Origin of the sequence: Flavobacterium pokkalii (assembly GCF_014596575.1) — a bacterium.
GTDB classification, from domain to species: domain Bacteria; phylum Bacteroidota; class Bacteroidia; order Flavobacteriales; family Flavobacteriaceae; genus Flavobacterium; species Flavobacterium pokkalii.
This window is the reverse complement of the sequence record NZ_NASZ01000007.1, coordinates 114236-135202: the sequence shown is the minus strand read 5'-3', so window position 1 is coordinate 135202 and position 20967 is coordinate 114236. Positions and strand designations below refer to the sequence as shown.

Annotated in this window: 15 protein-coding genes; 11 read left to right on the top strand and 4 right to left on the bottom strand. The window is 36.3% G+C overall.

Annotated elements, in window-relative coordinates; genetic code table 11:
- Nucleotides 1-20: 20 nt before the first annotated feature.
- The 11 genes from B6A10_RS07020 (at nucleotide 21) to B6A10_RS06970 (ending at nucleotide 17347) form a co-directional block, all read left to right on the top strand.
- Nucleotides 21-3053, top strand: coding sequence for a SusC/RagA family TonB-linked outer membrane protein (locus tag B6A10_RS07020; protein ID WP_188220295.1), 3033 nt, complete (start codon nucleotides 21-23; stop codon nucleotides 3051-3053).
- A gap of 10 nt (nucleotides 3054-3063) precedes the next feature.
- Nucleotides 3064-4668, top strand: a complete 1605-nt coding sequence (locus tag B6A10_RS07015; protein WP_188220294.1) for a RagB/SusD family nutrient uptake outer membrane protein — start codon at nucleotides 3064-3066, stop codon at nucleotides 4666-4668.
- A gap of 1 nt (nucleotide 4669) precedes the next feature.
- On the top strand, nucleotides 4670-6310 hold the full coding sequence (locus B6A10_RS07010) for a glycoside hydrolase (RefSeq protein WP_188220293.1): 1641 nt from the start codon (nucleotides 4670-4672) through the stop codon (nucleotides 6308-6310).
- A gap of 174 nt (nucleotides 6311-6484) precedes the next feature.
- A complete protein-coding gene (locus tag B6A10_RS07005) occupies nucleotides 6485-8920 on the top strand; it encodes a sugar-binding domain-containing protein (RefSeq protein ID WP_188220292.1) in 2436 nt (811 codons plus the stop codon).
- 140 nt (nucleotides 8921-9060) lie between these two features.
- Nucleotides 9061-10428 (top strand): glycoside hydrolase family 27 protein, encoded by a 1368-nt coding sequence (locus B6A10_RS07000; protein ID WP_188220291.1) that lies wholly within the window; start codon nucleotides 9061-9063, stop codon nucleotides 10426-10428.
- 35 nt (nucleotides 10429-10463) lie between these two features.
- A complete protein-coding gene (locus tag B6A10_RS06995; RefSeq protein WP_188220298.1) occupies nucleotides 10464-12359 on the top strand; it encodes a family 43 glycosylhydrolase in 1896 nt (631 codons plus the stop codon).
- A gap of 155 nt (nucleotides 12360-12514) precedes the next feature.
- Nucleotides 12515-14077 (top strand): rhamnogalacturonidase, encoded by a 1563-nt coding sequence (locus B6A10_RS06990; protein WP_188220290.1) that lies wholly within the window; start codon nucleotides 12515-12517, stop codon nucleotides 14075-14077.
- A 12-nt stretch (nucleotides 14078-14089) separates the two neighbouring features.
- Nucleotides 14090-15466: a TolB-like translocation protein gene (locus tag B6A10_RS06985; RefSeq protein WP_188220289.1), complete on the top strand. Its 1377-nt coding sequence runs from the start codon at nucleotides 14090-14092 to the stop codon at nucleotides 15464-15466.
- 109 nt (nucleotides 15467-15575) lie between these two features.
- A complete protein-coding gene (locus B6A10_RS06980; RefSeq protein WP_188220288.1) occupies nucleotides 15576-16607 on the top strand; it encodes a GntR family transcriptional regulator in 1032 nt (343 codons plus the stop codon).
- A gap of 110 nt (nucleotides 16608-16717) precedes the next feature.
- Nucleotides 16718-17155, top strand: a complete 438-nt coding sequence (locus tag B6A10_RS06975; protein WP_055092588.1) for a CBS domain-containing protein — start codon at nucleotides 16718-16720, stop codon at nucleotides 17153-17155.
- A gap of 6 nt (nucleotides 17156-17161) precedes the next feature.
- Nucleotides 17162-17347 carry a hypothetical protein gene (locus B6A10_RS06970; protein ID WP_055092586.1) on the top strand — a complete coding sequence of 62 codons (186 nt, stop codon included), beginning with the start codon at nucleotides 17162-17164 and terminating at the stop codon, nucleotides 17345-17347.
- Here the strand turns inward: B6A10_RS06970 and B6A10_RS06965 are convergent.
- From B6A10_RS06965 to B6A10_RS06950, 4 genes are read right to left on the bottom strand one after another with little or no spacing between them, the layout of a single operon-like run.
- Nucleotides 17344-18345 carry an FAD:protein FMN transferase gene (locus B6A10_RS06965; protein WP_188220287.1) on the bottom strand — a complete coding sequence of 334 codons (1002 nt, stop codon included), beginning with the start codon at nucleotides 18343-18345 and terminating at the stop codon, nucleotides 17344-17346. The two genes, B6A10_RS06970 and B6A10_RS06965, sit on opposite strands and share 4 nt — an antisense overlap.
- 10 nt (nucleotides 18346-18355) lie before the next feature.
- Nucleotides 18356-19621, bottom strand: a complete 1266-nt coding sequence (gene nqrF / locus B6A10_RS06960; protein WP_188220286.1) for an NADH:ubiquinone reductase (Na(+)-transporting) subunit F — start codon at nucleotides 19619-19621, stop codon at nucleotides 18356-18358.
- A gap of 11 nt (nucleotides 19622-19632) precedes the next feature.
- Entirely contained in the window at nucleotides 19633-20247 is a 615-nt protein-coding gene (nqrE, locus tag B6A10_RS06955; RefSeq protein ID WP_188220285.1) for an NADH:ubiquinone reductase (Na(+)-transporting) subunit E, read from the bottom strand.
- 33 nt (nucleotides 20248-20280) lie between these two features.
- Nucleotides 20281-20961, bottom strand: coding sequence for an NADH:ubiquinone reductase (Na(+)-transporting) subunit D (locus tag B6A10_RS06950; protein WP_188220284.1), 681 nt, complete (start codon nucleotides 20959-20961; stop codon nucleotides 20281-20283).
- Nucleotides 20962-20967 lie beyond the last annotated feature (6 nt).

Genomic DNA, 20967 nt, shown 5'->3' with positions numbered 1-20967 from the left:
AATTAATAAAATATTTTAATATGAAATACAAATATATAGGCTTGTTAATAGCTGTGTTATGCAGTGTTACAACCTTTGCACAAATTACAGTAAAAGGAACTGTAAAAGACAAAGCAGCGGTTCCAATTCCGGGAGTAAATGTTTTTGTAAAAGGGACACAAACTTCTGCTTCAACGGATTTTGACGGTAAGTATTCGATAGTTGTACCTAATAAAGACGCACAAATTGAATTTTCTTTTATTGGATTTGCTTCGCAAACAATACCAGTAGGTCAAAAAACAACTATTGATGTTACTTTAAGTGAAGACAATCAAACCTTAGAAGAAGTGGTTGTGGTAGGTTATGCTACTGTAAAAAAGAAAGATGTTACCAGTTCGATTGCTTCTGTAAAAGGAAAAGAATTGCAAACGATGACAGTTGGTAACGTTACCGAATCATTACAGGGGAAAGTAGCAGGGGTTCAAATTACCGGAGCCGGAGGACCAGGAGCACAACCAAGAGTTTTGATTCGTGGAATTTCTACGGTTAACTTAAGTACTGATCCGCTTTATGTTGTTGACGGAATTCCGATGGGAACCAGTATTAATTTCCTAAGTAATAATGAAATTGAATCGATGGATGTACTTAAAGATGCTTCGGCGAGTGCTATTTATGGTTCTCGTGCGTCTAATGGGGTTATCCTGATTACTACTAAAAAAGGAAAAGCCGGTAAAACAAAATTTACGGTTGACATGAGTACGGGTTATCAAATTATGAATAAACCGTACAGTATGGCTAATGCTGAAAATTATGCCAATATTTTAAATACGGCTTATACTAATTCAGGTTATTCCGAGTATTTGCCTAATGCTGAACATTACAGAGGAAAAACTACTGATTGGTGGGGAGCAGGAATTGACAGAACTTCTTCGGTAACTAATGCTTCTATAGGTGTTTCAGGTGGTTCTGAAAAAAATACGTATGCTATAAGTTTGAACTATTATAATTCAGATTCTTTTTATGAAATTGGAGGATGGAAAAGATTGACTGCCAGAATTGCTAATGATTTTAAATTTACCGATAAATTCTCGGCAGGTGTAACCTTAAATCCACGTTATGAAACTTGGGGAGGACCAGGTAACTGGGCTGATTTTGTTAAGATTGACCCGATTACTCCAATTTATAAACCGGCTGATCAATTAAACGGAACTGAAAATGAATACAGTATTTACGCCCGTTCTCCTTCGTATGTATGGAATCCGGTTGCAGCTGTAAAAAGATATGATGATTATAGCGATTTGTACAATTTGAATTCGAATGCTTATTTGCAATACGAACCAGTAAAAGGATTAATTATCCGTACGCAGGGATCTATTGAGTTTGGAAATAAAATTCAAAATATATTCAGACCCGATTTTGTAATTGATGCGGCTCACGAAAAAGCTGAAATCAATAGTGTAGAAAGAAAAGCAACTACCAATGTGGATTGGACATGGCAATCTACTGCAACATATTCCAGAACATTTGCTGAAAAGCACAATGTAAGTTTGATGGGAGGTTTAACAATGGAAAATTATGACTCATCAGATGTTTGGGGTTATGGAGAAGGAGTGCCAAATAATTCTGATTTAATGAGAGAAGTAAGTGCTGCTACTAAAAATAGAAATAGCAGCGGAACATCTTGGTCTAGCTCTTTAATGTCATACATTTCACGTTTTTCGTATAATTATGATAGCAAATATTATTTAACAGCTTCCTTTAGACGTGACGGTTCTTCTAAGTTTATGGCTAATAATAAATGGGCTAATTTCCCGGCAGCGTCAGCATCTTGGAGAATTTCAAATGAAGATTTTATGGCTGATGCCAATTCAGTGGTAAATAATTTAACTTTCAGAGCGGGTTGGGGTAGAGTAGGGAATCAAAATTTACCAGCAGCAGTTTATCAGTCTAATATTGGACAAGGTTATTATGTTATCGATGGTAATGTGGTTGATACTTCTTATCCTTCCTCAATGGCTAATCAGGATATTCGTTGGGAAGTGGTAGAAGATGTAAACTTTGGTCTTGATTTTGGATTGTGGAAAAACAAAATTTCTGGTTCGTTAGAATATTACCAAAAAACGACAAAAGACATGTTGTTCTTAAAACAGTTTCCTACTTATAGTGGTTTCCCTGCTAATGCTACTATTTGGACAAATGTTGGTTCGATGCGTTCTAACGGAATCGATTTGCTTTTGTCATATAAAGATAAAAAAGGTGATTTCTCTTATGGTGCCGATTTAACGTTTACTACCGTAAATGTAAAAATGGTTTCTTTATCTACAGATGGAGAAAAACTTTACGGAGCCAGCAACAGAACTTTAACGGTTCAGGGAGAAGAGCCTGGTTATTTCTACGGATATGTAGCTGATGGTTTGTTCCAAAATCAAACGGAATTAAATGCTCATACGGATGAGCACGGGACTAAATTACAGCCTTATGCGCAATTGGGTGATATTCGTTTCAAAGATGTAAACGGTGATGGAAAATTAGATGATAAAGACCGTACAAAAATAGGGTCACCATGGGCGGATTATAATGTTGGTTTGAATTTGAATTTTGCTTACAAAAATTTTGATTTAGTGGCTAATTTCTATTCCAGTATTGGAAATGAATTGGTAAATCAAAATATTTCAGATCTATATAACGGAGCTAGTTTAACAAACAAAGTAAGCGGATTAGATCAAATGGCATGGCATGGAGAAGGAACTTCTAATTCTATTCCAAGACTTTCTAAAGATGATAATAATGAGAACTTTAGCAAATTCTCTTCTTTTTATGTAGAAGATGGTTCTTTCCTGCGCATGAAAAATCTTCAGCTAGGATATTCTCTGTATAACAAATTTGGATTTGATAAATTAAGAATTTCATTATCAGGTCAAAATTTATGGACATGGACCAAATATTCAGGTGTAGATCCGGAAGTTGGTGGAGGAGACACTAGTAAAGGTGATGGAGTAAAAGGATCCGGTTTTGGAGGATGGAATTATCCGGTACAACCTACTATCCTTATGGGACTTAATGTAGCATTTTAATTAAAGAATTATGAAAAAAATAATAGTATCAATACTAACTTTTGCTGCTGTTGCAGTTTCTTGTAGCGATTTTATTGAAAAAAACGAAAGAGGAAAACAAACCTTAGAGAATTATTTTCAAACGGCGCAGGAATGTGAAAATTACGTAAACGAATTAACACACCGATTGTTATTACCTAATGAATGGTGGGTATTAGTTGCACCCAGAATGACAAACGAAATGGCAACTGATGATGCCTGGATGGGAAATACAGGGCAAGACAACAGCTCTCACCGCCCAGCTTCTCAATATCTTATTACTCCCGATAATATGGGGAATTTAAACGGTATGTACACCGCTCATTATTACACGATTCAATCCTGTAATATTGGTTTGGCTAAAATGGAATTAGCTCCTATTAGTGAGTCTCAAAAAAATCAATATATAGGAGAATCTTTATTTGTTCGTGCCTATTGCTATTATGAGTTAGTTAATAATTACGGAGGTGTTCCATTGTATACTACGGTTCTGGGGACTAATGATTTAAAATTACCACGTAGTTCAGTTGCAGAAGTGTACGCTCAGGTTGAGGCAGATTTAAAAGCATCAGCTGAGAAATTAGAAACCATTGAAGTATTTAGAAATGGAAGAATTAATAAGTGGGCAGCTTATGCCTTACTGGCTCGTGTATCGTTGTTTCAGGAAAAATGGGCTGAAGCAAAACAATATGCTAACAAAGTAATCACTGAAGGACCCTATCAATTAGAACCAAATTTCTTAAACATTTGGGATGTTAACAACCATAATGGAGTGGAATCAATTCTAGAAGCCCAATCTTCAGGTGTTCAGGATAAAAATTTAGGAAGTATGATACCTACTTTTTCCGGAGCCAGAGGAGAGGATAAAAAGAATTTTCCAAGTAATGATGCTGCTGATGTTCTTGATGGTTGGGGATGGTGTATGCCAACGAGTGATTTAGAAAACGCTTATCTTTCAGAAGGAGATGTTATTCGTCGCAGAAGTACTATTACGAAATGGGGTGAAGCAGCTTACGGAGATGAGGTGTTGAATCCAACACATAAGTTCAGTTTGAATGATAATAAATCGGGACGTATCTGTCGTAAATATTATATTCCAATAGCTACACGTCGTTCTTTAGATAAGAAAGACGGACATTTACCATTAAACACCCCATTGATTCGTTTGGCCGAAATGTATTTGACAAGAGCCGAAGCAAATTATCATTTAAATGACGCTGATGGAGCAATGGCCGATATCAATGTGGTAAGAGCCCGAGTGGATTTAGATCCGGTAGAAGGAATGGCTGGGCCTAATCTTTTGAGAAAAATTTACAAAGAGCGTCGTTTAGAATTGGCTTTCGAAGGTTTGCGTTTGTTTGATATTCGAAGAGAAAAAGATCCGAGTACAGGAAAACCGGTTATCGAATCTTTGATGGGACCAAACGGAACTTTTGTACAATACAATTTGAATTCGACCGATCCTTATGAAACAACTAATACCAAAGAAGCTCAGGACAAAGGAATCAATTTTAATCCGGCCAAACACTTAGTATGGCCAATACCGCAATTAGAAGTCGATTTAAGCGGAGGAATAATTACCAATCCAAATTATTAATATGAATTTGATAAAAAAATATAAACTAAGCCTGTTGTTTTCAGGCTTATTTTCAATGAGTTCAGCATTCATTAGCTGTTCGTCGGATAACAATGAAACTTCAGAGCCAGTTGCTGAAACAATAAGAGAATTAAAAATTAATCTGGATGCAAATCTGCAAACAATGGAGAGTTTTGGAGCTTCTGATGCCTGGCAATGTAATAATATTGGGAAAAACTGGCCTTCGGATAAAAAGAACGCTATAGCCGATTTGTTGTTTAGCCAAGAAGTAGATGCCGATGGTAATCCTAAAGGAATTGGTTTGTCATTGTGGCGTTTTAACCTTGGTGCGGGAAGTACAGAACAAGGAGATGCCAGTGATATTACCGATGAGTGGAGACGTACAGAATGTTTTACTACTGATGGAGTAACTTACGATATGAGTAAGCAGGCAGGTCAGGTATGGTTTATGAAAGCTGCTAAAGAACGTGGCGTAGATAAATTATTGGCATTTACCAATAGTGCGCCGGTTTATTTAACTCAAAATGGAAAAGCGCATGCCAGCATTAACACTTTTTACAATCTAAAAGATGGTAAAATGCCTGAACTGGCTGATTTTTGGGTAAATGCAATTGATAAATTAAAATCAGTACATGATTTAACCATCGATTATGTGAGTCCGTTTAATGAGCCGCAATACGAATGGGATGGTTCAGGACAGGAAGGTTCTCCGGCATCAAATGCTAATATTTATAGTTTTGTAAATACCTTGGCTCCAAAATTACAAGCTAAAGGTTTGAGTTCACAAATTGTTGTGGGAGAAGCAGGTGCTTTCGAACCTTTGTATAAAACAGTAAGCGGAAAAGAAAATCGTTCGAATCAAATTGATTATTTTTTTGGAGTGAATTCGACTAAAAACATTGCAGGATTGACTAATGTTAAAAAGACAATTTCAGGGCACAGTTACTGGCAGGCATGGCCAATAAGTGAGTTGATTTCGTCAAGACAAGCTGTTGCAAATAGAGCCCAAAGCGTTCCAGGATTGAGTGTTTGGGCTTCTGAATATTCTATTCTTGAGAGTCCGGGGACAGCTGAATTACCAGGTGGAGCAGGACCGGGAAGGGATTTAGGAATGCAGACTGCTCTTTGGGTAGCCCGTATTATTAGTACCGATATTTCAATTGGAGGTGTAACTTCTTGGCAATGGTGGACAGCGGTAAGCCGTGGCGATTACAAAGACGGATTGGTTCATGTTGATGACGGAATCACAAAAGGAGCCGGAGATGCTAATTATTGCAAATATGATGGTTATGTTAGGGATTCTAAAATTCTTTGGGCTTTTGGAAATTTTTCTTTCTTTGTAAAACCGGGAATGCAAAGGGTTCAAATTCTAAATTTGGATAATTCGACAGCTATGACCGATGTTATGGTTACTGCTTATAAAGATGAAGCGACTAAAAAAATGGTAGTTGTTGCAGTTAATTTCGGAACTGCTGCAAGAACCTATAAGCTGAATCTTTCCGGCGGTACATTGGTAAATAATGCACTAACACCTTATGTTACTTCTGAATTGAAAAGTTTGGAAAAAGGAACAGATGTAGCTGCAGATAATTTTGAAATTCCGGCCAGAGCAGTAGTCACTTATGTAGGTGTTTATAAATAAGATTTGGTACTATAAAATTCAAAAAAGATAACTTTGGGTAATTTTATAGTACTTATTTTACCAATTTACCCCTCATAACTATTAAGGTTTAATCATTTCTTTGCTTTTTTAAGCTGTCTTTATAGAAATTCAGAATGATATAGGACCCTCTTACTTTATTAAAAAATATAATTTATGTTAACAACAAAAAAAATCTTTCTCTCATTTCTGGTTTGCTCTTGCACCTCTGCATTCAGTCAAATAGGATTTGGAGATTCTCAAAAAATTAATGATCAATGGAAATTTATTCTGCAAGACAATAAAGACTTTCAGGATAATTCTTTTAATGACAGCAAGTGGCAAACAGTTGCTGTTCCTCATGATTGGAGTATTAAAGGACAGTTGAGCCCAACTCTGGCAAGTGCAACAGGATTTTTACCGGGAGGCATTGCCTGGTACAGAAAAACTATGGTTGTGCCATCAGCTAAAAAAGGAGAGAAAGTGTTCTTGTATTTTGAAGGGGTGTACAATCGAAGTGAAGTTTTCGTTAACGGACATTCTTTAGGAAAACGTCCTAACGGATATATTTCTTTTGCTTATGACGCTACTCCTTATATTAAATATGGAGAAAAAAATACCATTGCTGTTCGTGTGGATCATAGTAAGAGTGCTGATTCCCGTTGGTACACTGGTTCCGGAATTTACAGAAATGTTTGGGTAGTGTATGCTAATCCGGTGCATATTGCACAATGGGGCGTGTATGCTTATCCGGAAGTGAATAAAAAAGGAGGAACTTTAAATGTTGAGGTTGAGGTTGAAAATGGTTCATCTGAAAAATCTAATTTGACCGTTGTTAACGAGTTAATTGCTAATGATGGAAAAACTGTAGCGAAAAGTTCTAATACTGTAGCAATTGCTGCTAATCAGTCAGGGAAAATTACTGCGAAAATAAAAGTGAATAATCCTAAGTTATGGGATTTGGAAAATCCTAATTTGTACCAATTGAAAACGACTGTTTTAAAAGACGGTAAAGTTATCGATCATTCTACAACTCAAACAGGTTTCCGTAATTTTACATTCGATGCTAATAAAGGATTTGCTTTAAATGGCAAATGGATGAAAATAAAAGGAGTTTGTTTGCACCACGATGCGGGAGTATTAGGTTCGGCAGTTCCACGCGAAGTTTTAGAAGGAAGATTGAAAACCTTAAAAGAAATTGGAGTAAATGCAGTGCGTACGAGTCATAATCCTCAGGCACCTGATTTTTATGAATTGTGTGACCAATTAGGATTGTTAGTTTTAAACGAAGCTTATGATGAATGGGAATTCCCAAAACGCAAATGGTTAGAAGGATGGAATCAGGGAACTCCTGGATTTGAAGGGTCGTTTGATATTTTTGCTGATTGGGCTGAGAAAGATTTGGAAGATTTTGTTCGTCGTGACCGAAATCACCTTTCTGTTTTTGCCTGGAGTATTGGTAACGAAGTAGATTATCCTAATGATCCGTATTCGCACCCTGTTTTAGCAGGAGGTGGAGATACAGGATTCTCGCAAGCGGCTTACGGAGGTTATAAAAAAGATGCTCCGGATGCGATGCGTTTGGGAGCTATCGCAAAACGTTTGGTTGCTGCGGTTAAAAAATACGACAAATCACGTCCTACAACGGCAGGTTTAGCCGGAGTGGCAATGTCTAATGAAACGGAATATCCGGGAGCTTTGGACATTACTGGATACAATTACACAGAAAGCAAATACCAATCGGATCACAAGAAATATCCTAAACGTGTCATTTTTGGAAGCGAAAACCGTCATGATTATGAGGCTTGGTTAGCGGTAAAAAATAACGAGCATATTTTTGGTCAATTCTTATGGACTGGTATCGATTATTTAGGAGAATCAGGAAGATGGCCGTCAAGAGGATTCTATTCAGGATTGGTTGATTTTGCCGGACAGATTAAGCCTAGAGGTTATTTCCGTCAGTCACTTTGGTCAGAGAAACCAATGATTTATATTGGAACTTATCTTTCTAATAACCCAAACAAAAAAGACCTTTCAATGGATGCATGGCCATTGTGGAATTACAACGAAGGTCAAAAAGTAAAAGTAGTTTGTTATACGAATGCTGCTAAAGCGCGTTTGGAATTAAACGGAAAAGTGGTTGGCGAAGTGAAAAACTATGATTCAGAAGTGGGAATTATTTCCTGGGATATTCCGTTTCAGTCCGGAAAACTGGAAGCAGTAGGATTGGATAAAAACAATAAAGAAGTGAGTCGTTATGCTATTACTTCTTCAAAACAACCTCAGGCTATTGTTGTAAAAACTGCCGATAAAGTGATTAATAAAGACAAAGGAGTTGCCGAAATCATGTTACAGTTAGTGGATGAGAACGGAGTTCCGGTAATGGTTTCTGATAACGAAATTACGTGTAAAATAATCAGTGGTACAGCAACTTTATTAGGATTGGAAGCCGGAAATAATTCGGATATGACCGATTATACCGATAATGCACAACGCGCTTTTAACGGACATATTTTAGCTTATATTCAGGCAAATGGAACAAATGAGCCTATCAAAGTTCAGTTTTCCAGTCCATGGCTAAAAACAGCGGAAGTTACAATCAACGTAAAATAAGTCGTCCGAAAAAGGATAAATAATTAGTGTTTCTTTATAAATTAAGCTGTTTGTTATTTTTTAGCAGACAGCTTAATTTTTATAATAAAAAAACTTCGTTATATTTGAAGTGTAATATTAACACATATAAAAACCAAAAAATGAAATTAAAGAATAAAATTGCTCTGACACTAGGAGTTGTTTTGGTATCGGTTGCTTCCAATGCCCAAAAAACAGCGTTCAAGAAGGACGAATTCAAACAATGGGCCCAAACTCCGCCAATGGGATGGAATAGCTGGGATTGTTACGGCTCAACGGTTGAAGAACATGAGGTGAAAGCCAATGCTGATTATATGGTCAAAAATTTAAAAAAATCAGGTTGGGAGTACATTGTGGTAGATATCAGATGGTTTGTGGAAAATGATAAGGCGGGAGGCTACAATCAGAAAGATCCACGTTATGTAATGGATCAATACGGGAGATATTTACCGGCATTGAACAGATTTCCTTCAGCAAAAGACGGACAGGGATTCAAGCCATTAGCGGATTATATTCATAGCAAAGGATTGAAATTTGGAATCCACATTATGCGCGGAATTCCTAAAAAAGCGGTGGAAGAAAAACTACCTATCAAAGGAGCAAACGGAATTACTGCCGATCAAATTTATACAACAGATTTGCAATGTACTTGGTTGAAAGACAATTATACTATTCTTGCCGATAAACCGGGAGCGCAGGAATATTATGATTCTTTATTCGAATTGTACGCACAATGGGGAATAGATTTTATCAAAATTGACGACTTATCGAGACCTTATCACGAAGCAGAAATCAATTTGATTAGAAAAGCAATCGACAAATGTGGTCGCAAAATAGTTTTGAGTACTTCACCTGGCGAAACGCCTATTTCGGCAGCTGCTCATGTAAGTTCTCATGCAAATATGTGGCGTATGGTTGACGACGTTTGGGATACCTGGCCACACATTACGCATTTAATGGATGTGGCTCAAAAATGGTATCCGTATATCGCTCCGGGAACTTGGCCTGATTGCGATATGATTCCGTTAGGAAGAATTTCGTTAAGAGGAGAACGTGGCGAAGACAGAATGTCTCGTTTAACAAAAGACGAGCAATATACTTTAATGACTTTCTTTACCATTTTCAAATCTCCGTTGTTTTTTGGTGGGGATATGCCAAGTAACGATGCTTTTACCTTATCGTTATTGACGAATGCTGAAGTTTTAAAAATGCACCGTGAAGGAACTAATGTAAAACAACTTTTTCAAAAAGACGGAAAAGTAGCTGTGACTTCTAAAAATCCAAAAGACGGAAGTATTTACTTAGCATTATTTAATATTTCAGACAATGCTTCAGAGAAAGTAGCAGTAAGTTTAGCTGATTTGGGGATTAAAAATGCTGAGGTTACAAATATGTGGACAGGCGAAAAATTAGGAGCGGTTAAAGGCGAAGTTGTTGTTAGCTTAAATGCACATGCTTCGGTTTTGTATAAATTAAAAAGTAAAAAATAGTGAAGAAAGTATGTTTTAGTCTCGCATTATTTTTAATGCTGTTTCAATTTTCGAAAGCTCAAAATAAAAGCGGAGTTCCGCCGGTACTTGCCGAAAAAGATTTGACAGCCTATTTGTTTGTGTATTTCACAGGGAATGCTGTCGAAGAAGAAGCAGTACGTTATGCCATAAGCGCCGATGGTTATCATTATTACCATTTGAATAATAACCAACCGGTAATTGAAAGTAAAATTATCAGTGAAACGGGTGGTGTTCGCGATCCGCATATTTTACGTGGCGCCGATGGCAAAACTTTTTACATGGTTTTGACCGATATGACTTCGTCAAAAGGATGGAGTAGTAACCGTGGTATGGTATTGTTAAAAAGTACCGATTTGGTAAATTGGCAAAGCAGTAAAATAAATTTTCAGAAAACATTTTCGGGAAATGAAAACTTGAAAAGAGTTTGGGCACCACAAACCATTTATGACGCCAAAGCGGGTAAATACATGATTTACTTTAGTTTGATGCATGAAGGTAGTCCGGACAAAATTTATTACGCTTACGCCAATAAAGATTTTACAGCTTTAGAAAGCGCTCCAAAATTATTGTTTGTTCCAAAATCAGGAAATGCCTGTATTGACGGAGATATTATCGAAAAAGACGGTGTTTACCATCTTTTTTATAAAACCGAAACCAATACACCGGGTATTAAAGTGGCAACAACTACCGATTTGACATCCGGAAACTGGACTGAAAACGATAATTATTTGCAAAAAACAAAAGAAGGAGTGGAAGGTTCCAGTGTTTTCAAACTGAATAATTCTGACGAGTACATTCTGATGTATGATGTTTATACTAAAGGAAAATATCAATTTACAAAAACCAAAGATTTAGAAAATTTCACCGTAATTGATAATGATATTTCAATGGATTTTCATCCGCGTCACGGAACGATTTTGCCAATTACCCGTACTGAATTAAAACGATTAATTGCTAAATGGGGCAAACCGGCAGCTTATCCTCAAATTAATAACAATCCGGTTTTAGAAGGTTATCATGCTGATCCTGAAGTTTTATATGCCGAAAAAACGGGGAAATATTATATTTATCCAACAACGGACGGATTTGATGGTTGGGGCGGTTATTATTTCAAAGCTTTTTCGTCTGATAATTTAGTCGATTGGAAAGCAGAAGGAACTATTTTAGATCTTAAGAAAGATGTCCCTTGGGCGGGAAGAAATGCCTGGGCGCCATGTATTGTGGAGAAAAAGATAAAAGGAAAGTACCAATATTTCTATTATTATACGGGAGCACAAAAAGTAGGAGTAGCAGTTTCGGATAATCCTACAGGTCCTTTTAAAGACAGTGGAAAACCAATTGTAGCCGGCAGACCGGAAGGCATAAAAGACGGTCAGGAAATTGATCCGGATGTTTTTACCGATCCTAAAACGGGTAAAAGTTATTTGTACTGGGGCAATATGTATATGGCTGTTGCCGAATTGAATCCGGACATGGTTTCGTTAAAACCTGGAACAACAAAAATTATCGAAGTAAATAATAGTTACCGAGAAGGAACTTATGTGATTTATAGAAACGGATTGTATTACTTTTTCTGGAGCGAAGATGATACCAGAAGTCCGAATTATAAAGTAAGATATGCCATTTCTAAATCGCCAGTTGGACCGCTTGAAATGCCAAAAGATAACATTGTTATTCAGGGAAATAAAGCAGAAGGAATTTATGCAACCGGACACAATTCGGTTATAAAAGTGCCTAAAAAAGACGAATGGTATATTGTGTATCATCGTTTTTCATACCCAACCGGAATCAATATGGGTGACGCAGCAGGTTTCCATCGTGAAGTTTGTATCGATAAACTGGAATTTAATGCTGACGGAACAATTAAACAAGTTGTTCCTACTCATGCAGGAATTAAAGCAGTTAAGTAATTTATTTAATTCATTTTAGTTAATGTTAAAACCGGTAAACAAAAGAGTTTACCGGTTTTTTTTATGTAAATAGTTTTTTAAACAGGATACTACAGGATGAAGTTTTTATTTTAAAATTGCAAATTGCTGCAACTGATTTAATAGATGTAAATAGTATGAAAAGAGACAGAGGCTTTGTTGGGTTTTATAATTATCACTTTTGTTGGTGTTTTTTATTGTTATTTTTAAACAGTCTTCAGGCGGCTCCGGATACGGTTTTTAATGTTAAAGTATTTGGGGCAAAAGGAGATAGTATAACTTTAGATACCGATGCTATTAATGCAACCATAAAAGCTGCCGTAAAAGCGGGTGGAGGTACTATTTATTTTCCTGCGGGAACCTACCTTAGTTATTCCATTCGGCTTCAAAGTCATATTGCAATTTATTTGGATCAGGGAGCTACTGTTTTAGCCGCAACGCCTTCTGAAAAAGTAGGTTATGATGCTCCGGAGGCTGCTAATAATGATACTTTTCAGGATTTTGGACACAGTCATTGGCACAACAGTTTGATTTGGGGAGAAAATCTGGAAGACATTTCTATTCTCGGTCCGGGAATAATTCATGGAAAAGGACTTTCGAGAGGAGGACCGTACCGGGCTCCGATTGGAAATAAAGCGATTGCTTTAAAGCTTTGTCGTAACGTAACCCTTAAAGATTTTACTATTTTATATGGCGGACATTTTGGAATATTGGCAACAGGAGTTGATAATTTGACAATTGATAATTTAAAAATTGATACAAATAGAGACGGAATTGATATTGATTGTTGTAAAAATGTTCGCGTATCCAATTGCAGTGTCAATTCGCCCTGGGATGATGGTATTTGTCTAAAAAGCTCCTTTGCTCTTGGCTATGCACGACCAACTGAAAATGTGACTATTACTAATTGTAGTGTAAGTGGTTTTGATCGCGGGACTTTTTATAATGGAACGTATCAGCGCAATGAAGCGAATTTGGTTCCCGATAAAGAAGGACCTACCGGTCGGATTAAATTTGGAACAGAATCAAACGGAGGTTTTAAAAATATTAGCATCAGCAATTGTGTTTTCGAATATTGCCGCGGATTAGCCCTTGAAACGGTTGATGGTGGTTTGTTAGAAGATGTAACTATTAGTAATATTACGATGCGTGATATTATAAATTCGCCAATTTTTTTACGTTTGGGAGGAAGAATGCGTGCTCCAGAAGGAACTCCGGTAGGCGTTTTGAGACGTATCAATATCAGTAATATTAATGTGTTTAATGCTGATTCCCGTTTTGCGACTTTAATTAGCGGTATTCCCGGACATGCGGTTGAAGATGTGCGTTTGAGTAATATCAGTATTTGGTATCGTCCGTTGGATGCTGAATCAAAAGAGAATATTCAACAAGAAGTTCCGGAATTCGAAAAAGAATATCCCGAACCACAAAAGTTTGGTGTGATTCCTGCTTATGGGGTTTTTATTCGTCATGCTAAAAGCATGGAATTGAATAATGTTAATCTTTATTTGTTAGGTAAAGAAACCCGTCCGGCATTAATTTTAGACGATGTAGAAGGAATAAAATTTAGAAATGTTACAGCAGCTAAAGGAAGCAATCCGACACTGATTGAGATGAAAAATGTGAGCAGGCTGTCAATAAAAGACAGTGAATCTTTAAAAGATATAGAGTTGAAACAGGTGAAAAATAAACAATTTTAAATAATTTAAAATATGAAACAGTTTGTTTTTGGTTTGGTTTTTAGTAGTTTTTTATTTTTTATTTCAAATGTAAATGCTCAGATTGGAAGGCGTTTTCCATCGGAAAAAAAAATAGTCAAAGATCCGGTAACTGGAACGATGCTCACGTTTCTTACCAGTACACCAATGGGCGATTCTAAGATTTATCAAACCCATAATCAATGGACTGCTGATGGAAAATGGCTTGTTTTTCGTTCTGACAGAGTAGCGCGTGAAGTGATGGCTGTTAATGAAAAAACGGGTGAAATAGTTCAGATTACCGAAGGAGGTTATGTAGGAATGCTAAATGTAGCCCGCAACAATATGAAACTGTTTTTTATGAGAAAAGCAGGGGATAGTATTTCAACAGAAATTAAGCAGGATAAATCCAGAAAATTTAAGTCATCATCCATGCAGATTGTAGAAGTTGATTTAGCCAAATTATTTGCAGATAGCGAGACCGGAAAACTTAAAAAAGCATCTTATTATCAACGTGTTTGCGGAACAACTAATTCCGAAATGGGTGCAGGTGGCGATTTAGCTTTGGATGGAGATGAAAACTGGGCTTATTTTAGAGTAGGAAAAGAATATGCAGCTAAATATTTGCCTTCAGGCACAAAATTGGAGGAGAATTTTGGTCCCAGAAGAATGGGAGCCGGACCTTCCGGTATTGCTGCGATGAATGTGCATACCGGAGAAGTGAAATATGTGGTTTCTGTACCGTTTCAGATAGGGCATATCCAAACGAATCCGTGGATGCCGGGCGAAATTATTTTTTGTTGGGAAACGGGAGGGAAATCTCCGCAACGTACCTGGACAGTTATGAGTGACGGAACGGGGCTTCGTCCCGTATATCCCGAATCAGATTACGAATGGGTAACGCATGAGGCCGTAATTAGTAAAGACGAAGTGGCTATGGCTATTATGGGACACCGAAAAATTCAGGGTTTTGATAGTACCGGTACAGCCGTAAGCGGAGCTAATCCGGGTCAGGAAACTGCCTGGGGACCTTCGGGCACCAGAGAAAAACCTACCGGATTAGCCATCGTTAATTTACGCACAAGAGAAATGAAAATTGCCGGTCAAACGGATTCCGGAAGTGGTTTATGGCATGTAAGTGGATCTCCTGACGGTCGCTGGGTAGTAGGTGATGATTTTTCGCGAAGTATTTATTTAATTGATAGGCATACAGATGAAATGAAATTACTTTCTACAGGACATAAAGCCACAGCCGCCGATCATCCGCATCCTACGATGAGTCCGGATGGCACTAAGATCGAAATTCAGTCGGCTATGTTAAGCGAAGATAATCGAAGTATGAATATCTGTATTATTCCTGTTCCGGAAGAATGGTTAAAAAGAAGCTATTGATAAATAAATTTACGGTATTTATGAGTTAAAGAACGTAATGACTAACTTTGTAAGTCGTTTTTTGTTTCGAAAGAAGCAGTGCAGATTTAATTCAAGTAGTTATTGATTCATGAAAAAACCTTCTAAAATAGCAAGTCTTACTATAGATGAATTTTCATCTACACCTAAATACCAACAGTTAGTAAACGCTATATTGAATGCCATTAAACAGGGAGTTTTGCAAAAAGGAGATGCGATGCCTTCTATTAACGAACTCAGTTTCCAATATGAAATTTCTAGAGTTACCATAGAAAAAGGTTATAATATTCTCCGTAAAATGGGAATTTTAGAAGCCTATCATGGTAAGGGGTATTTTATTGCTAATACCAATGTGTCTCAGGATATCAAAATATTTTTGATGTTTAATAAGCTCAGTGCGCACAAGAAATTAATTTATGATGCTTTTGTTGCAACTTTGGGAGATAAAGCTGCTATTGACTTTTATGTGTATAATAATGATTATGCTTTATTTAAAAAATTATTGCAGCAACAAAAAAACGAATACACCCATTATGTAATTATTCCTCACTTTATTGAAAAATCGGATGCTTACCGTAAATTAATAGACGAAATTCCTAAAGACAAACTAGTTTTGGTAGGAAAAAAACTCCGGGGGATTACAGGCGAATTTGCCGCAGTTTATGAAAATTTTGAACAGGATATTTACAATGCTTTGAGCGAAGCTCTGGAACCATTGAGTAAATACCATACCTTAAAACTTATTTTTCCGGTAAATAGTTATTTCCCAAAAGAAATTGTAAAAGGATTTGAGAATTTTTGCTACAACTATGCTTTCCATTTTAAGGTAATTAGTAACCTTGATGATGAGGTGGTAAAAGAAGGAGAGGTTTACATTAATTTGATGGAAGAGGATTTGGTAAAGGTTTTAGACAAAATTATCAGTCTGGATTTAACCGTAGGGAAGCAGGTAGGTTTGATTTCGTATAACGAAACGCCCTTAAAAAATTACATTATGAACGGACTTACCACCATTTCGACCGATTTTAAAATGATGGGAATGACAGCCGCTCATTTGGTTCTGGAAAATTCAAAAGCTCATATAGAAAACCCTTTTAAACTGATACTTAGAGGGTCTTTGTGAACTTTTTTTAAAATAGGTTCTATAAAACTATAATGGTATATAGTTCGTTATACTTTTTCTGATTTCGTTTTTTTTTGTTAAATTTATAAGATACTTAAAAAATATCTATCATGACAGTAAATCAAATATTAAAAGAGAAAGGAAGCGATGTTTATTCTATAGTTTCTACTATTACAGTATTTGAAGCTTTAAGAATAATGGGAGAGAAAAATGTAGGCGCTGTTTTAGTTATTGAAGATAATGTTCTAAAAGGAATTTTATCTGAAAGGGATTATGCCCGAAAAATTGCTCTGAAGAACAAATCTTCAAGAGATACCTTGGTGCATGAAATCATGGATGCCGATTTGATTACAGTAAAACCTACAGATAAATTAGATTATTGTATGGATTTGATTACCAATAAAAGAATTCGTCATTTGCCTGTTTTGGTGGATAATCAGGTAGTTGGAATCGTGTCAATCGGTGATGTGGTCAAAATGATTATGGAGAATCAAAAACATACTATTGATTATTTAGATTCCTATATCGCCGGAACAAAAGCTCAATAAATATTTATGATGACCATTGTAATATCAATTGTTGTTTTAGCCTTTGGAATTGCCGGAATTGCTATCAAATTGTTGGTTAAAAAAAACGGAAGTTTTTCAGGTACCTGCAGTAGTAATAATCCTTTAATTCAGGGAGAAGGTGGCGTATGCGGTATATGTGGCGCCAAACCAGAGGAAAAATGCAAATCTTAATGTATTTCCTGTAAAGATTTTTTTAATCCTTCTGAAATGTAGGTTTTCCAAATTCCTTTATCATTATAAATGAAGTACACTTCCAGTTTTAATTCTTTGTTTTTTTCTAAAAACACTTTTGATTGTTCTAATCCCATTACCATAAAAACAGTGGCATAAGCATCTGCAGTGATGCAGTCATTGGCTATTACTGTTGCACTCAGTAGATTTTGTCTGGCAGGATATCCTGTTTTAGGATTAATAATGTGAGAAAATTTTTGACCGTTTTCTTCATAAAATTTCCGATAATTTCCGGAAGTTGCCAATGCTTTATTATCTAGTATTATTATGGCTTTCAAAGGATTTTCAGCAGTAGGTTTTTCGTTGGGTGTATCAATACCTATTTTCCAGTTTTCATCCCCTTTTCTTCCTTTGGTTTTGAGTTCACCACCCAATTCTACCAAATAATTAGCAATCCCTTTGTTTTCCAGGTAATTAGCTAGTATGTCAACCGAGTATCCTTGTGCAATGGCGTTAAAATCAATTTGGATTTTTGGATTTTGTTTAATGATTTTATTGCCTTCCAGTTTCAACATTTTGTAGTTTACCAGTTGTACTAAACTGTCGATTTTACTCTTATCAATAGTTTTTTTTGGGGTAGCACCAAATCCCCAAAAATTAACCAATGGTGCAATGGTGATATCAAAATAACCATTTGTTTTCTCTGAAACTTCAATTGATTTTTTAAAAACTTCTGCAAAATAATTATCAATGCTAATGTTTTTATCATTGTCATTTATTTTAGAAATAATCGAATTCGGAATCCAGGTTGACATGGATAAATCGATGATTTTTAAAATTGAGTCAATATCTCTTTTATAATTCTTATTATCAGGAGCTATATAACTAATATGATAAGTTGTACCCTGAGCATTTCCTTCAATCTTGATTACTTCTTTATTAGTACAAGCAGTTAAAAGAAGAAAGAATGTAATAAGAAGGATTAGATTTTTTTTCATAGGCTTATTTTTATCCTCCAAAATCATCAAAAGCAATATTTTCAGGCGGTACCCCCAGTTCGTCAAGCATTTTAAAAACAGCAGCAGTCATCATTGGTGGTCCGCAAATGTAATATTCAACATCTTCGGGGGCTTCATGATTTTTTAAATAATTTTCGAATAAAACATTATGGATAAAACCGGTATATCCGGTCCAGTTGTCTTCCGGAAGTGGTTCAGAAAGGGCGATGTTATATTGAAAATTAGGGAACTCTTTTTCAATTTCCAGAAAATGATTGGTATAAAAAATTTCTTTGGAAGACCTTCCTCCATACCAAAAACTTACTTTTCTTTCTCTTTCTTTTTCGGTGTGAAAAAGATGAAAAAGATGGGAACGCAAAGGAGCCATTCCGGCGCCTCCACCTATATAAATCATTTCTTTTTTTGTGGGTTTGATATGAAAATCTCCAAAAGGTCCGGCTATGTTTACTTTGTCTCCCGGTTTTAATGAAAACACATAAGAAGAGCTAATTCCGGGGTTTACTTTCATAAAACCTCCTGCTCTTCGGTCAAGGGGAGGAGTTGCCAAGCGAATGTTGAGCATGATAATATTGCCTTCAGCCGGATGATTGGCCATGGAGTAGGCTCTGAAAAGAGGTGTTTTATTTATCATTTTTAAGTCCCAGATATTGAATTTATCATAATCTTCTTGAAATTGATTATCAATTTGGTGCAGGTCTTTTTTAAAATTAATTTCACAGACCGGCACATCTATTTGAATGTAAGAACCCGACTCAAAATCCAAAAATTCACCTTCGGGTAGTTTCACGACTAATTCCTTGATATAAGTAGCTACATTATTATTTGAAACCACTTCGCATTCCCATTTTTTAATCCCTATTACTTTATCCGGAATAATAATCTTCATGTCTTGTTTTACTTTGACCTGACACCCCAATCGCCAGTTGGATTGTTGCTCTTTTCGCGTAAAATATGGAGTTTCGGTAGGTAGAATTTGCCCGCCACCTGAAACAACCTGACATCTGCACATACCGCAGGTTCCCCCGCCACCACAGGCTGAGGGTAAAAATATTTTTTTATTGGATAAAGTTGCCAATAGCGAAGAACCAGCTTCACTTTCCAGTTCGTCTTTTCCGTTAATAGTTATTTTTACTTGTCCGGAAGGAGTTAGTTTTGACTTAGCATATAAAATGATATACACCAGCAGTGAGTTGAACAGCAGAAATATAATTACGCTGCAAATAATTGTGGTACTATTGATGTTTAATATGATCATTTTTTATCAATTTATAATGAAATCCCCATAAAACTCATAAAAGCAATTGCCATTAATCCTGTTAAGATAAAAGTGATGCCTAACCCCCGTAAAGGTGCGGGAACATTTGAATATCGCAGTTTCTCCCGAATAGCGGATAAAGCTACGATTGCCAAAAACCATCCTACACCCGAACCCAAACCAAAAACGCTGGCTTCTCCCAAAGTAGCGTATTCTCTTTCCTGCATAAATAAAGCACCACCCAAAATAGAACAGTTCACCGCAATTAAAGGCAAAAATATACCTAAAGAAGAGTAGAGTGCCGGAGCATATTTTTCGATAATCATTTCTACCAATTGTACTATAGAAGCAATGGTTGCGATGAACATAATGAAGCTTAAAAAACTAAGATCAATGGCTGCAAGGTCAGATGACAACCATTGCAAAGCGCCTGCTTTTAAAATGTATTTTTCTAATAAATAACAGGTTGGTACTGAAATAGATAAAACAAATGTTACTGCCAGTCCTAAGCCGATAGCGCTTTTTACAGTTTTTGAAATGGCCAGATAGGAACACATGCCCAGAAAATAGGCAAAAATCATGTTCTCAATAAAAATGGCTTTTATAAAAATATTTAGATGTTCCATAGTGCATTTTTTTTTATCATAACTGTAATCGGTCTATTTGGATTCTATTAACTTTTGATTTCGGCTGCGCTGAATCCAGATAATAATGCCCACAATGATTAATGCCATAGGCGGCATGATAATGAGGCTGTTATTAAAATAGCCCATTTTATACAAGGATTCAGGGATGATTTGAAATCCCATTAATGCTCCTGAACCTAATAGTTCTCTAACAATTGACACTATGACTAATATTATTCCGTAACCTAAGCCATTGCCAATTCCGTCCAAAAAGGAAGGCCAGGGTTTATTGGCCATTGCAAAAGCTTCTAATCTTCCCATAATGATACAGTTAGTAATAATAAGTCCAACAAAAACCGACAATTGTTTGCTTACATCAAACACAAAGGCTTTTAAAAATTGATCAACAATAATAACCATAGCAGCAACTACGGTAAGTTGAACAATAATCCGAATGCGGTTAGGAATGATATTTCGAATTAATGAAATAATAAGATTTGAAAAAGCACAAACGACCATTACAGCAAGAGCCATAACTATAGCCGGTTTCATTTTTACCGTAACAGCCAAGGCCGAACAAATTCCCAGTACTTGTACAGTAATTGGATTGTTGTCATTGAGCGGGTCATATAAAAGCCGTTTGTTTTTTGCGGAAAACAAAGGCTCTTTTGGAATTTTTTCTTTTGCAGGAGCTGCAGTTGTTTCTTTGCTCATCGTCTT

What these genes read in the sequence shown, in the direction of transcription:
- B6A10_RS07020 (WP_188220295.1), top strand. Translation starts at nt 21, where the DNA reads ATGAAATACAAATATATAGGCTTGTTAATAGCTGTGTTATGCAGTGTT.
- B6A10_RS07015 (WP_188220294.1), top strand. Translation starts at nt 3,064, where the DNA reads ATGAAAAAAATAATAGTATCAATACTAACTTTTGCTGCTGTTGCAGTT.
- B6A10_RS07010 (WP_188220293.1), top strand. Translation starts at nt 4,670, where the DNA reads ATGAATTTGATAAAAAAATATAAACTAAGCCTGTTGTTTTCAGGCTTA.
- B6A10_RS07005 (WP_188220292.1), top strand. Translation starts at nt 6,485, where the DNA reads ATGTTAACAACAAAAAAAATCTTTCTCTCATTTCTGGTTTGCTCTTGC.
- B6A10_RS07000 (WP_188220291.1), top strand. Translation starts at nt 9,061, where the DNA reads ATGAAATTAAAGAATAAAATTGCTCTGACACTAGGAGTTGTTTTGGTA.
- B6A10_RS06995 (WP_188220298.1), top strand. Translation starts at nt 10,464, where the DNA reads ATGCTGTTTCAATTTTCGAAAGCTCAAAATAAAAGCGGAGTTCCGCCG.
- B6A10_RS06990 (WP_188220290.1), top strand. Translation starts at nt 12,515, where the DNA reads ATGAAAAGAGACAGAGGCTTTGTTGGGTTTTATAATTATCACTTTTGT.
- B6A10_RS06985 (WP_188220289.1), top strand. Translation starts at nt 14,090, where the DNA reads ATGAAACAGTTTGTTTTTGGTTTGGTTTTTAGTAGTTTTTTATTTTTT.
- B6A10_RS06980 (WP_188220288.1), top strand. Translation starts at nt 15,576, where the DNA reads ATGAAAAAACCTTCTAAAATAGCAAGTCTTACTATAGATGAATTTTCA.
- B6A10_RS06975 (WP_055092588.1), top strand. Translation starts at nt 16,718, where the DNA reads ATGACAGTAAATCAAATATTAAAAGAGAAAGGAAGCGATGTTTATTCT.
- B6A10_RS06970 (WP_055092586.1), top strand. Translation starts at nt 17,162, where the DNA reads ATGATGACCATTGTAATATCAATTGTTGTTTTAGCCTTTGGAATTGCC.
- B6A10_RS06965 (WP_188220287.1), bottom strand. Translation starts at nt 18,345, where the DNA reads ATGAAAAAAAATCTAATCCTTCTTATTACATTCTTTCTTCTTTTAACT.
- nqrF (WP_188220286.1), bottom strand. Translation starts at nt 19,621, where the DNA reads ATGATCATATTAAACATCAATAGTACCACAATTATTTGCAGCGTAATT.
- nqrE (WP_188220285.1), bottom strand. Translation starts at nt 20,247, where the DNA reads ATGGAACATCTAAATATTTTTATAAAAGCCATTTTTATTGAGAACATG.
- B6A10_RS06950 (WP_188220284.1), bottom strand. Translation starts at nt 20,961, where the DNA reads ATGAGCAAAGAAACAACTGCAGCTCCTGCAAAAGAAAAAATTCCAAAA.